The organism is Streptomyces nanshensis, assembly GCF_001751255.1.
GTDB classification, from domain to species: domain Bacteria; phylum Actinomycetota; class Actinomycetes; order Streptomycetales; family Streptomycetaceae; genus Streptomyces; species Streptomyces nanshensis_A.
Map to the genome: position 1 here is coordinate 1 of NZ_LJGW01000126.1, position 11,862 is coordinate 11,862.

13 protein-coding genes and 1 pseudogene are annotated in these 11,862 nt (G+C 73.2%); 7 read left to right on the top strand and 7 right to left on the bottom strand.

The features are described from left to right. The 3 genes and pseudogenes from AN218_RS37960 to cobJ all read left to right on the top strand — a co-directional run. Nucleotides 1-500: pseudogene (locus AN218_RS37960) on the top strand (precorrin-3B synthase); the annotation flags it as partial. Further along, complete coding sequence (locus AN218_RS07160) at nucleotides 497-1,258, top strand: precorrin-8X methylmutase (RefSeq protein ID WP_079131902.1); 762 nt, start codon at nucleotides 497-499, stop codon at nucleotides 1,256-1,258. The pseudogene AN218_RS37960 and the gene AN218_RS07160, both read left to right, overlap by 4 nt. A 164-nt stretch (nucleotides 1,259-1,422) precedes the next feature. After that, nucleotides 1,423-2,961: a precorrin-3B C(17)-methyltransferase gene (gene cobJ, locus AN218_RS07165; protein ID WP_070015926.1), complete on the top strand. Its 1,539-nt coding sequence runs from the start codon at nucleotides 1,423-1,425 to the stop codon at nucleotides 2,959-2,961. Between the two features lie 90 nt (nucleotides 2,962-3,051). On the opposite strand, the gene AN218_RS07170 is transcribed toward cobJ, so the two are convergent. Together AN218_RS07170 and AN218_RS07175 are read right to left on the bottom strand one after the other, a co-directional pair. Beyond that, nucleotides 3,052-3,513, bottom strand: a complete 462-nt coding sequence (locus tag AN218_RS07170) for a GNAT family N-acetyltransferase (RefSeq protein WP_420855943.1) — start codon at nucleotides 3,511-3,513, stop codon at nucleotides 3,052-3,054. Between the two features lie 143 nt (nucleotides 3,514-3,656). Continuing rightward, the gene (locus AN218_RS07175) at nucleotides 3,657-4,175 is read right to left on the bottom strand and encodes a winged helix-turn-helix transcriptional regulator (RefSeq protein ID WP_171908623.1); all 519 of its coding nucleotides are present in this window, start codon (nucleotides 4,173-4,175) and stop codon (nucleotides 3,657-3,659) included. 158 nt (nucleotides 4,176-4,333) lie between these two features. Between AN218_RS07175 and AN218_RS07180 the strand changes: the two genes are divergently transcribed. The 3 genes from AN218_RS07180 to AN218_RS07190 all read left to right on the top strand — a co-directional run bounded on the left by AN218_RS07180 (nucleotide 4,334) and on the right by AN218_RS07190 (nucleotide 6,301). Beyond that, entirely contained in the window at nucleotides 4,334-4,690 is a 357-nt protein-coding gene (locus tag AN218_RS07180; RefSeq protein WP_171908624.1) for a nuclear transport factor 2 family protein, read from the top strand. Between the two features lie 51 nt (nucleotides 4,691-4,741). Then, nucleotides 4,742-5,599, top strand: a complete 858-nt coding sequence (locus tag AN218_RS07185; protein WP_070015918.1) for an SDR family NAD(P)-dependent oxidoreductase — start codon at nucleotides 4,742-4,744, stop codon at nucleotides 5,597-5,599. Nucleotides 5,600-5,713: 114 nt separating this feature from the next. Continuing rightward, nucleotides 5,714-6,301, top strand: coding sequence for an LOG family protein (locus tag AN218_RS07190; RefSeq protein ID WP_070015929.1), 588 nt, complete (start codon nucleotides 5,714-5,716; stop codon nucleotides 6,299-6,301). A 39-nt stretch (nucleotides 6,302-6,340) separates the two neighbouring features. Here the strand turns inward: AN218_RS07190 and AN218_RS07195 are convergent, their stop codons facing one another. The 3 genes from AN218_RS07195 to AN218_RS07205 form a co-directional block, all read right to left on the bottom strand. Continuing rightward, on the bottom strand, nucleotides 6,341-6,937 hold the full coding sequence (locus tag AN218_RS07195; RefSeq protein ID WP_107421384.1) for a DUF1062 domain-containing protein: 597 nt from the start codon (nucleotides 6,935-6,937) through the stop codon (nucleotides 6,341-6,343). Between the two features lie 247 nt (nucleotides 6,938-7,184). Continuing rightward, nucleotides 7,185-7,565: a tautomerase family protein gene (locus tag AN218_RS07200; RefSeq protein ID WP_070015920.1), complete on the bottom strand. Its 381-nt coding sequence runs from the start codon at nucleotides 7,563-7,565 to the stop codon at nucleotides 7,185-7,187. 133 nt (nucleotides 7,566-7,698) lie between these two features. Next, nucleotides 7,699-8,466, bottom strand: a complete 768-nt coding sequence (locus AN218_RS07205) for a cobalt-precorrin-6A reductase (RefSeq protein ID WP_070015921.1) — start codon at nucleotides 8,464-8,466, stop codon at nucleotides 7,699-7,701. A gap of 85 nt (nucleotides 8,467-8,551) precedes the next feature. On the opposite strand from AN218_RS07205, the gene AN218_RS07210 reads away from it, so the two are divergent. Further along, nucleotides 8,552-9,745 carry a cobalt-precorrin-5B (C(1))-methyltransferase gene (locus AN218_RS07210; RefSeq protein ID WP_107421385.1) on the top strand — a complete coding sequence of 398 codons (1,194 nt, stop codon included), beginning with the start codon at nucleotides 8,552-8,554 and terminating at the stop codon, nucleotides 9,743-9,745. Nucleotides 9,746-9,795: 50 nt separating this feature from the next. Here AN218_RS07210 and cobM read toward each other — a convergent pair whose 3' ends face one another. Both cobM and cbiE read right to left on the bottom strand, forming a co-directional pair. Beyond that, entirely contained in the window at nucleotides 9,796-10,545 is a 750-nt protein-coding gene (cobM, locus tag AN218_RS07215; RefSeq protein WP_070015923.1) for a precorrin-4 C(11)-methyltransferase, read from the bottom strand. Next, a complete protein-coding gene (gene cbiE, locus AN218_RS07220) occupies nucleotides 10,542-11,849 on the bottom strand; it encodes a precorrin-6y C5,15-methyltransferase (decarboxylating) subunit CbiE (protein ID WP_070015924.1) in 1,308 nt (435 codons plus the stop codon). Before cbiE ends, cobM begins: the two co-directional genes overlap by 4 nt. Between the last annotated feature and the right edge of the window lie 13 nt (nucleotides 11,850-11,862).

Sequence of the window (11,862 nt, forward strand, 5' to 3'; positions counted from 1 at the left end):
CGCAGTCGCGCACGCTGGCGTCCGCCGGTCTGATCACCGACCCCGCCTCGCCCCGTGCCGGGGTGGGCGCGTGCGCCGGACGGCCCGGCTGTGCCCGTTCCCTCGCGGACGTACGGGCCGACGCGACGGCGCTCACCGGTCCGGGACCGCTTCCGGTGTACTGGTCCGGGTGCGAACGCCGCTGCGGACGCCCGCGCGGCGACCGCGTGGAGGCGGTGGCGGAGCCCTCCGGCTACCGCGTCTCCCTCGTACGCAACGGCCACATCGTCCGTACGTCGGCGCTCACGGACCGCGCCGGCGTCGCCGCCGAGGTGGCCGCGGCGCGAACGGGCGGCTCCGCGGGGGAAGTCGGGCGGCCGACGGATCCCGCACGGGATGCGGCGTCCGCCCAAGTGACAGAGCCCGTAAGGGAGTCGGGGCCGGTCCCGGAGCCGGTCCCCGAGTCGGCCGGCTCCGGCGGTCCGGCGGTCCCGACGGTTCCGGCAGCGGTGGAGCGATGAGCGAGAGCACAGTGCACGACCCCGAACGGCCCGGCGGCGAACAGCCCGGCCGCGAACAGCACAGCCCCGAACAGCACAGCCCCGAAAGGCCCGTCGACGAGCGGACCGCCCAACACCAGTCCGGCTACCCGGCGTTCGAGTACGAGAAGGACGGGGCGGCCATCTACCGCCGGTCCTTCGCGACGATCCGCGCCGAGGCGGACCTCGGGGCGCTGCCCCCGGACGTCGCCCAGGTCGCCGTCCGGATGATCCACGCCTGCGGGATGACCGACCTCGTACGGGACCTCGTCCACACCCCGGCGGTCGTGGCACGGGCACGGGCGGCGCTGCGCGCGGGCGCGCCGATCCTCTGCGACGCCGCGATGGTCGCCAGCGGCGTCACGCGCCGCCGGCTGCCCGCGGACAACGAGGTGGTGTGCACCCTGTCCGACCCGTCCGTGCCGGGCCTGGCCGCGGAGTTGGGCACCACACGTACGGCGGCCGCACTCGAACTGTGGCGGGACCGCATGGACGGAGCGGTCGTCGCGGTCGGCAACGCGCCCACGGCGCTCTTCCGGCTGCTGGAGATGATCGAGCGGGGCGCTCCCCGTCCGGCCGCCGTGATCGGCGTCCCCGTCGGTTTCGTCGGCGCCGCGGAGTCCAAGGACGCGCTCGCCGCCCACCCCTTGCGTCTGGAACATCTGGTCGTGCGCGGACGGCGCGGAGGCAGCGCCATCGCCGCCGCGGCGCTCAACGCGATAGCGAGCGAGGAAGAGTGACCGAGAGCGAGACCCGGACCGGTAGGGCAACCGACGCCGCGGTACCGGGAGTCGAGACCCCCGGTACGTCAACCGACGCCGCCCGTACGGGAGTCGACGCCGGTGCGGCGCGGACGCCCGGCAGGCTCTACGGTGTCGGGCTCGGCCCCGGCGACCCGTCGCTGATGACCGTACGCGCCGTCGACGTCATCGCCGCGGCGGACGTGATCGCCTACCACAGCGCCCGGCACAAGAAGTCCATCGCCCGCTCGATCGCCGCCGCGCACATCCGCGCCGACCACATCGAGGAAGCCCTCGTCTACCCGGTGACGACCGGCACCACCGACCATCCCGGCGGCTACCGGGGCGCGTTGGAGGACTTCTACACCGAGGCGTCGGCCCGCCTCGCCGCCCATCTGGACGCGGGCCGTACGGTCGCGGTCCTCGCGGAGGGCGACCCGCTCTTCTACGGCTCGTACATGCACATGCACAAGCGGCTGGCCGGCCGCTACCCCACCGAAGTCATCCCCGGCGTGACCTCCGTCAGCGCCGCGTCGGCCCGGCTGGGCGCCCCGCTGGCCGAGGGCGAGGAGGTGCTGACGGTGCTGCCGGGCACCCTGCCGGAGGAGGAGCTGACCGCCCGGCTCGCCGCGACCGACGCGGCGGTGGTGATGAAGCTCGGCCGCACCTTCGCCAAGACCCGCCGCGCGCTGGAGAGTTCGGGTCGCCTGGCGGAGGCGCGCTATGTGGAGCGGGCCACGATGGACGGGGAGCGTACGGGCGAACTGGCCGCCGTGGACGAGGGATCGGTGCCGTACTTCTCGGTGGCGGTGCTGCCGAGCCGCGCGGGCGCGGCGGTACCGCGGACGGACGCGGCCGAGCCGGAACGCGACCGCGACCGCGAGCAGGAACGGGACCGGGAACGGGAGCAAGAGCCGCGGGCGGAGGGCGCGTTGCAGCAGCCGGCCGGTGAGGTCGCCGTGGTGGGCACCGGACCCGCGGGCCCGCTGTGGCTGACGCCCGAGACCCGCGGCGTCCTGGCCGCCGCCGACGACCTCGTCGGCTACACGACCTATCTGGACCGCGTGCCCGTCCGCACGGGACAGCTCCGGCACGGCTCCGGCAACCGCGTGGAGTCCGAACGCGCCGAATTCGCCCTGGAGTTGGCGCGGCGCGGGCGACGCGTCGCCGTCGTCTCCGGCGGCGACCCGGGCGTCTTCGCGATGGCCACCGCCGTACTGGAGGCCGCGGCGCAGGACCCGTACACGCATGTACCGGTACGCGTCCTGCCCGGCGTGACCGCCGCCAACGCCGCCGCCGCCCGCGCCGGCGCACCCCTCGGCCACGACTACGCGACCATTTCCCTCTCCGACCGGCTCAAGCCGTGGGACGTCATCGCGGAACGCCTGCACGCCGCCGCAGCCGCCGACTTGGTGCTCGCGCTCTACAACCCCGGCTCCCGCAGCCGCACTTGGCAGGTGGGCAAGGCCCGCGAACTGCTGCTGGAACACCGGCGGCCGGACACCCCGGTGGTGCTGGCCACGGACGTCGGCGGCCCGGAGGAGGACGTAAGCGTCGTACGCCTCGCCGAACTGGAGCCCGCCGACGTCGGGATGCGCACGATCCTGCTCGTCGGCTCCTCGCAGACCCGGACCGTACGGCGGGGCGGCGGCGACGAGGTCGTGTGGACACCGCGCCGGTACGCGCCGGACGAGACCGTCTAGCGCTCGGCGTCCGCGTCCGGGGCGGACGGGCAGAGGGTTCGGGTTCGGGTTCGGGTTCAGGTTCGGGACGCCGGGCCGGTCCTGGAAGGATCAGGTGATCCGCCGTGCGAGCACCTGTCCGGGCCAGTCCCCGGCGAGGAAGCGCTCGGTGGGCGTAAAGCCGTTCCGCTCGTAGAACGCGACGAGCCGTCCCCCGCCGCCCGCCCAGCAGTCGACCCGCAGCAACTCGATGCCCGTCCGGCGGGCCACGTCGGCGGCGTGCGCCAGCAGCGCCGCCCCGACGCCGCGCCCCGCGTACCGCCGGTCGGAGACCAGCAGCCGTACGTACTGCTCCGGTTCCCCGGCCGGTGCGACGGCGATCGCCGGACCGGGCCCGGAGTGCAGCACCATCGCCCCCACGGGAACGCCGTCCGACTCCGCGACGTGGACGTCCATTTCGGCCGTGTACGCCGCGACCCGCTCCGCCCCGCCGGGCCTCCGCGACCAGGGCTCGGTGCCCCACTGCTCGGTGTTGCCCCGCGCGTTCATCCAGGCCACCGCCCCGTCGAGCATGGCCAGCACGGCCGGTGCGTCCGTGGGTCCGCCGGGCCTGATCCGTATGCCGTGCGCTGCGCCGTCCACGAGAAGAAGCCTAAGTACTCCTGGTGTGGGGCCGGTTCGCTGCCCGTGGACGTGGCAGCGAACGCCGGGCACGCCTACTCCGCGCCGGCCCCGCCCCTCCGCCCGCTCCCGAGTTCCGCGTACCGCGAGCGCATGGCGCTGCTCGCGGCCGGACCGGCGGCGAAGACGAACGCCTCACTGTCGTCGAGGCTTCTGCCCGTACGGGCGTCCACCAGGACCGGCTCGACCTCCTCGCCGCTGGCGGCGTCCACCAGGACCATCGACCGCTCCTCCGGTGCCAGGTGCAGGTTCCCCCAGGCGGCCAGGGCGACGATCACGGGCCGAAGGGACCGGCCGCGCTCGGTGAGCACGTACTCGTAACGCACCGGCTTGTCCTGGTAGGGCCGCCGTTCCAGCAGGCCGTCCGCGACCAGCGTCTTCAGTCGCGTGGTGAGCATGCTGGTGGAGATGTCCAGATTCCGCTGGAACTGGTCGAAGCGCGTATAGCCGTCGAAGGCGTCATGCAGGATCAGCAGAGTCCACCACTCGCCGACGTGCTGCACCGTCGTGGACAGCGGACACTCTCGGTCTTCCAGCCGCATGCGACTCGGCATGCCCACCCCCAGTTACTGCTAATGTAGAAGCGACTCACTTCTATTTTAGCAGTCGATGAGTTCCGCGGTGATGCGCCTCCGTCGGGCCTGGCATGCGGCCACCTGGCAGCGGCAAGCACCGCATCCCTCGCTACCCGGCCCAACACACAGGAGAACGCATGCCCGAGAATCCCACGTCGATCGACCCCGCCGACCTGCCCGAAGCGATCACCCGCTATCTGACGGGTCGCGCCGCCAAAGACGCCTCCGCTGCCGCGCCGGCCTTCGCGTCACACGCCACCGTCACCGACGACGGACACGTCTACGAGGGAACCGAAGCCATCACCCGATGGCTCGGGCAGACCGACACCGAGTACAGCTACTCCACGACGCTCACCGGCGCCGAACGCGACGCACCCGACCGGTACACCGTCCACCAGCACCTCGAAGGGGACTTCCCCGGCGGGACGGTCGACCTGCGCTGCCGCTTCGTCCTGGCCCACGGACTGATCAGCGAACTGAGCATCGCCCCCTGACCGACCGCCCGCCGTCCCCGGCACCCCGTTTCCGACAGGAGCACCAGCAGTATGAGGACCTGGTTCATCACCGGCGGCACCCCCGGCGGATTCGGCATGGCATACGCCGACGCCGCCCTGGAAAGGGGCGACAACGTCGTCCTCACCGCCCGCCGCCCCCACCTGCTCGACGACTGGGCCGCCCGCCACGGCGACCGGGTGCTCGTCCAGCCCCTGGACGTCACCGATCCACACCAGACCGAGCAGGCCGTCCGTGCCGCCGAAGACCGTTTCGGCGGCGTCGACGTCCTGGTCAACAACGCCGGCCGGGGATGGTACGGCTCCATCGAGGGCACGCCCGACGAGGACGTAAGGGCGTCCTTCGAGTTGAACTTCTTCTCCGTGACGCAGATGCTCCGCGCCGTTCTGCCGGGAATGCGGGAACGCGGCAGCGGATGGATCATCACCATGTCCTCCGTCGCAGGACTGCGCAGCGTGCCGGGCTTCGGCTACTACAGCGCCGCCAAGCACGCCGTCGAAGGGCTCACCGAGGCGCTGCGCGACGAAGTCGCCCCGTTCGGCGTCAAGGTCCTGGCCGTCGAACCGGGCGCCTTCCGCACACACGCCTACGCCTCGTTCGCCGACGAAGCCGTGAACGAGACGGTCGACGCCTATCTGCCCCTGATCCACACCGTCCGTTCCTCCATGGTCGGGCAGGACGGTCGGCAGCCCGGCGATCCCCGTCGCGGAGTGCGCGCTGTCCTGGACGCCATGGAGAGCACCCCGCCGCCCCGCCGCATCGTCCTGGGAGCCGACGGCTTCGCGGCGGTCCGGGAGCAGTTGACGGACATGACGGCGGAACTGAACGCTTCCGAAGCGGCCTCGCGCAGCGCGGACTTCCCCGAGGGCGCCCAAGGAACCGAGGACTGACGCGAGGCGCCGCCGGGAGACCGGCGTCACCGTTCCGCACAGAGAAAACCTGGTCGCCGCGGCCATACCCGTGGTAAACGGGAGGGCCGCCCGCAATTCGTCCCGGAGATGCTCATGCGCCGCCTCGCCGTCTTCCTCGCCTCGTCCGACGGACACGACCCGGCGCACGCCGAACTGGCCGCCGACGTCGGCGCCGAACTGGCCCGGCGCGGCATCGGCGTCGTCTACGGCGGCGGAGGCCGGGGGCTGATGGGCGTGCTGGCGGACAGCGCGCTGAAGGCGGGCGGCGAGGTCGTCGGCGTCATGCCGCGCAGCATGGTCGAACGGGAGTGGGCGCACGAGAAGGTGACCGACCTGCTCATGTGCGACTCGATGCACGAACGCAAGGCGCTGATGGCCGAGCACGCCGACGCGTTCGTCGCCCTGCCCGGCGGACTCGGCACCCTGGAGGAGATCTTCGAGGTGTGGTCGTGGCGCCAACTCGGCTTCCACACCAAGCCCGTTGGCTTCCTCGACGCCGACGGCTTCTGGACGCCGCTGCTCGGCGCCCTGCACGGCATCGCCGACTCCGGACTGCTCGCCGCGTCCACGCTCGACGACCTCGCCGTCGCCCCCGATCTGCCCGGTCTGCTGGACGCGCTGGAGGAACGGCTGCGCCGCGTCCCCCGGCCCGCACACGGTGCGGAGGCTCCCGCACGGTGAGAGCCGGGAGACCGGGCGTCCCGTACGTCCCGTACGGACTCAGCGCTTGAGCGTGAAGGCGAAGTCGCCGGAGAGCCTTCCGCTCAGCCGGACCGCCGAGACGAGACGCCCCTCGGCGATCAGCCTCCGCACCTCGGTCCGCGAAAGGCCGAAGCCTTCGGCGATCAGCCGCACCGGCCGGAGCGGGATGGGCGCCGCGAAGCGCACCGAGACGTCGATCGCCTCGTCCACGGCGCCGTACGCGGTCTCGCACCCCGCCCTGTACGCGGCCCCGTCCCCGAGGGGATCGGGACCTCCGGTCTCGACGCGCCAGGCGCCGTCCCAGTCCAGGGCGATGCGCTGACGTCGCCGCATGAGCGGATCCTGCATCAACTCGGCTGTCAGGACAGGGTCGTTGTGGTGGAGTCGGTCCAGCAGTTCGGGCCGCAGCGAACGCACGGGCGTGCGCTCCAGCACCGTGAGCTTGACGGTCTCCCCGCAGCCGGTGCACAGCGCGAGGAGCCAGACGTCGATGAGCTTGTGATGTGCGTTGAGGCGGAATCGTCCGCTCGCCCGGAAGCGCCCGCAGGCGCACACACGGCAGCGGCGAAGGATGACAGGTAGACAGGTGGGCACGACCACCCAGTTCCTGGGCACAGCAGTACACCGGTTTCAGTGAGAAGACCGCAGCGAAAAGGAGCGCGGCGCACAGGCGCGACGCGCGACGAATCAGCGCTCGGGGGGTCTCACTTGGTGTACAAGGGCACGTCCTGGGCGAGACGGCAGGGACGCAGGCACGGTATCGGCGGGCCGTCCAGCGACTCCACCGATTTCCGGCCGGACGGCTTCCGCGCGGACGGCTTCTAGCCGTGCGGCTTCCGGACTGGCAGCCTCACCGCCGTCGTCAGAGGTACTGGGCCTCACCGTTGCCGAGCGACCAGTCCGCGTTCGTGTTCTCCGTCAGTACGACGAACATGTTCCGCGGTTCCACGTCGGCGTACTCCTCGGCGAGTTCGGCGATGCGCCGGTACAGCGCCTGCTTCTGCGTGTCGGGACGGCCGGTCCGCAGCGTGATCGCCACGTACACGATCCCGTCGTCGCGTTGCACGCCGAGATAGGTGCCGTGGCGCAGCAACCCCCGCTGCCCGTCATGGGCGTTGAGGATCTGGAAGTGGTCGTCGTCGGGGAAGCCCATCGTTTCGCCGAGCGCCTCGTGAACGGCTCGTCCCAGGGCCTTCAACCGTTGTGTGTCGCAGTGCATGGCGTCGATGCGGACGAGCGGCATGGTGCGTGCCTCCAGGGTCGGTCTGCGCTGTCTCGGCCCCTGTCGTACCCCGTCACGTACGACGGGCACGCACGACGAACACGTACCCCGTCACATACGACGGCCACCGGCACCCGAGAGGCATCGGCCGGGGTCAACTCCCCTGCTCCGCACCGCCGTTCCGCAGCCCCGCCAGCCAGTCGACGGCCCCCTCGGGCCCCGGGACGACCGGCACCCCCTCGGGCACCGGCGGCCGGCGTACGACGACCACCGGCACCCCCGCCTCGCGGGCCGCGGTGAGCTTCGGCGCGGTGGCCGAGCCGCCGCTGTCCTTGGTCACCACGACGTCGACGCGGTGGCGCCGCAGCAGCTCGCGCTCACGGGCGAGGTCGAACGGCCCGCGCTCCAGCAGCAGTTCCATACGGCGCGGACAGGGCCCCTCGGGCGGGTCCACGGTCCGTACGAGGAACCACAGCTCGTCCAGGGACGCGAAGGCCGCGAGGCCCGTACGCCCGGTGGTCACGAAGACCCGGCGCCCCAGCGACGGAAGCAGCGCCGCCGCCTCCGCCAGCGAACCGGCCGGGCGCCAGTCGTCGCCCTCGACGGGGACCCAGCCGGGACGGCGTACGGCCAGCAGCGGAGTATGGGTGGCAGCGGCGGCACGCGCCGCGTGGAAACTGATCGTCTCGGCGAAGGGATGCGTGGCGTCGATGAGCGCGTCCACCCGGTGCTCCCGCAGCCAGCGGGCCATGCCCTCGGCGCCGCCGAAGCCGCCGACCCGTACCTCTCCCGGCAGGCCGCGCGGGCTGGCGACCCGGCCGGCCAGCGAGGACGTCACGCGCAGGCCGGGCGTCCCGGGCCGCAGCAGCGTCCCGGCCAGGGAGCGGGCCTCGGTCGTACCGCCGAGAAGGAGCACGTGCACGGAGTCGGGATCCGTTCATGAGTGAGACGACATGGACGACGTGAACGACGTGGGCGACGTGGGCGATGTGAACGACGCAGGCGGCATGAGTGAGGCGAAGGGCGGACGCGGTGCCCAACTCAAGCACACCGGCCTGCGGCCCGGCTGGACGACCGGAGCCTGCGCGACGGCCGCCGTCACCGCCGCCCACACCGCCCTGCTGACGGGCGACTTCCCCGATCCGGTCACGATCACGCTCCCCAAGGGGCACACGCCGTCCTTCGCGCTCGCCGCGGAGGAGCTGACGTCGACGCACGCCATGGCGGGCATCGTGAAGGACGCCGGCGACGACCCCGACGTCACGCACGGTGCGCTCGTACGCGCGACCGTACGGCTCCTCCCGGAGGGCGCGGGGGTGGTCTTCCGCGCGGGGCCGGGGGTGGGGACGGTCACACGTCCCGGGCTGCCCCTGCCCGTCGGGGAGCCCGCGGTCAACCCCGTACCGCGGCAGCTCATACGGGAGCATGTCGCGCTGGTGGCCCGTACGTACGGGGCGGGGACGGGAGCGGAGACGGGGACGGGAGCGGAGGCCGCGCCCGGAACCGGAACGGGAGCCGGACTCGGAACCGGCGGCGGCGACGTGGAGGTGACGCTCTCCGTCGACCACGGCGAGGAGATCGCCCGCTCCACCTGGAACCCCCGGCTGGGCATCCTCGGCGGACTGTCGATCCTCGGCACCACCGGCGTCGTCGTCCCGTACTCCTGCTCCGCGTGGATCGACTCGATCCGGCGGGGCGTGGACGTGGCACGCGCCGCGGGACGTACGCATGTGGCGGGCTGCACCGGCTCCACGTCGGAGAAGACCGTCGTCGCCGAACACCGGCTGCCCGAGGACGCCCTGCTCGACATGGGCGACTTCGCGGGCGCGGTGCTGAAGTATCTGCGCCGCCACCCCGTGGAACGCCTCACGCTCTGCGGCGGTTTCGCCAAACTCTCCAAGCTCGCGGCGGGCCATCTCGACCTGCACTCGGGACGCTCCCAGGTCGACAAGGGCTTCCTCGCCCGCCTCGCGCACGAGGGCGGCGCGGGCGAGGCGCTGTGCGCGGAGGTCGCGAGCGCCAACACCGGCCTCGCGGCACTGCAGTTGTGCGCGGCGGCGGGCGTACCGCTGGGCGACCTGGTGGCCGCCGCCGCCCGCGACCAGGCCCTGTCCGTACTGCGCGGGGCGCCGGTCGCCGTGGACGTGATCTGTATCGACCGCGCCGGCACGGTCGTCGGACGCAGCGCCCCCGCGATCTGACCCACGCCGAGCCCCCGGGCCGGAGCCGGTCGGCAGATGTGCCGCTCCCGTCAGCAGATGCGGCGGTCCCGCTCCGGCGAGTACAGATGGCTGTCGCCGAACTGCTCGGCGCCCAGCGTCCGTCCGACCATGATCACCGCCGTACGCACGATGCCCGCCGTCTTCACCGCCTCCGCGATCTCCCCGAGCGTCCCGCGCAGCACCTGCTCCTCGGGACGGCTGGCGTACGCGACGACGGCGGCGGGGCAGTCGGCCCCGTAGTGCGGCAGCAGCTCGCCGACCACACGGTCGGCATACCGGGCGGCGAGATGCAGCACGAGCAGCGCGCGGCTGCGGCCGAGCGTCGCCAGGTCCTCCGTCTCCGGCATCGCAGTGGCCCGGCTCGCGATACGGGTCAGGACGACGGTCTGGCCCACGGTCGGCACCGTCAACTCCCGCTTCAGCGCGGCGGCGGCCGCGGCGTAGGCGGGCACTCCGGGGACCATCTCGTACGGCACGCCCGCCGCGTCCAGCCGCCGCATCTGCTCGGCGACGGCGCTGAAGACGGACGGGTCCCCCGAGTGCAGCCTCGCCACGTCGTGCCCGTCCCGGTGGGCGGCGGTCAACTCGGCGGTGATCGCGTCGAGATCGAGCTGCGCGGTGTCCACGAGGCGCGCGTCGGGCGGGCATTCGGCGAGCAGTTCGGACGGTACGAGGCTGCCCGCGTACAGACAGACCCGGCAGTCCGCGAGCCTGCGCGCGCCGCGCACGGTGATCAGATCCGCGGCGCCGGGCCCGGCGCCGATGAAGTACACGGTCACGTCGTGGCTCCTGGTGCTGTGCGATGAGAATGCGCGCGCGGATCCGCGCCCGTTACGGAATCCCGGCCGGAGGCACCGCTGGTCGCGCCGTCATGCTCCCCGTACGGCTTCTCGACGGCCCACTGCGTGACCGGCATCGCCTGCCGCCACCCCGTGAAGCCGCCGACGGGCGCGGCGTGCGCCACCGCCAGCCGTACGAGTTCGCCGCCGAGCCGCTTGTACCACTCCGCGAGCAGCGCCTCCGACTCCAGCGTCACGGTGTTGGCGACGAGCCGCCCGCCGCCCGGCAGCCGGTCCCAGCAGGTCTCCAGCAGACCCGGCGTGGTGAGCCCGCCGCCGATGAACACCGCGTCGGGCGGGGGCAGTTGATGCAGGCTCTCCGGCGCGGCGCCGGTGACGACGCGCAGTCCGGGCACCCCGAGCCGCTCCGCGTTACGGGCGATCCGCTCGGCCCGTACGTGATCGCGCTCCACGGCGACGGCCCCGCACGACGGATGCGTCCGCATCCACTCCACCGCGACCGAGCCCGACCCCGCGCCGACGTCCCAGAGCAGTTCACCGGGCGCGGGCGCCAGCGCACCGAGCGTGGCGGCGCGCACATGCCTCTTGGTGAGCTGGCCGTCGTGCTCGTACGCCGCGTCCGGCAGCCCCGGCACGGCACCCAGCCGCAACGCGTCCGGCGCCCGGCGGCACTCGACCGCGACGACGTTCAACGCGTCGACCACCGCCTCCGGCCACTCCTCGGCCGTGGACGCCTCGGTGACGCGCTCGCCCTCGCCGCCGAGCTGCTGGAGCACCCTCATCCGGCTCGGCCCGAACCCGCGGTCCCGCAGCAGGGCGGCCACCTCACCGGGCGTCCCGGCACCGGCACTGAGCACCAGCAGCCGGCGCCCGTCGTGCAGCCCGGCCGCGAGCCGTCCGGCGGGACGCCCGACGAGGGTCACGACCTCGACGTCCTCCAGCGGCCAGCCCAGCCGCGCGCACGCGTACGAGACGGACGAGGGGTGCGGCAGCACCCGCAGCCCCTCCGGGCCGACCTCCTCGGCCAGCACCCGTGCGATTCCGTAGAAGGAGGGGTCACCGCTGGCCAGTACGGCGATACGGCGCCCCGCGTGCGCCTCGATCAGCCCGGGAACTGCGGGCCGCAACGGCGACGGCCACGCCACCCGCTCCCCCGCGAACTCCGGTGGCAGCAGGGCCAGTTGACGCCGGCCGCCGATCACCACGTCCGCGCCGCCGAGCGCCGCCCGCGCCGCACCGGACAGCCCGCCCCAGCCGTCCGCCCCGATCCCGACGACGTCCACCCCCGGCCTGACC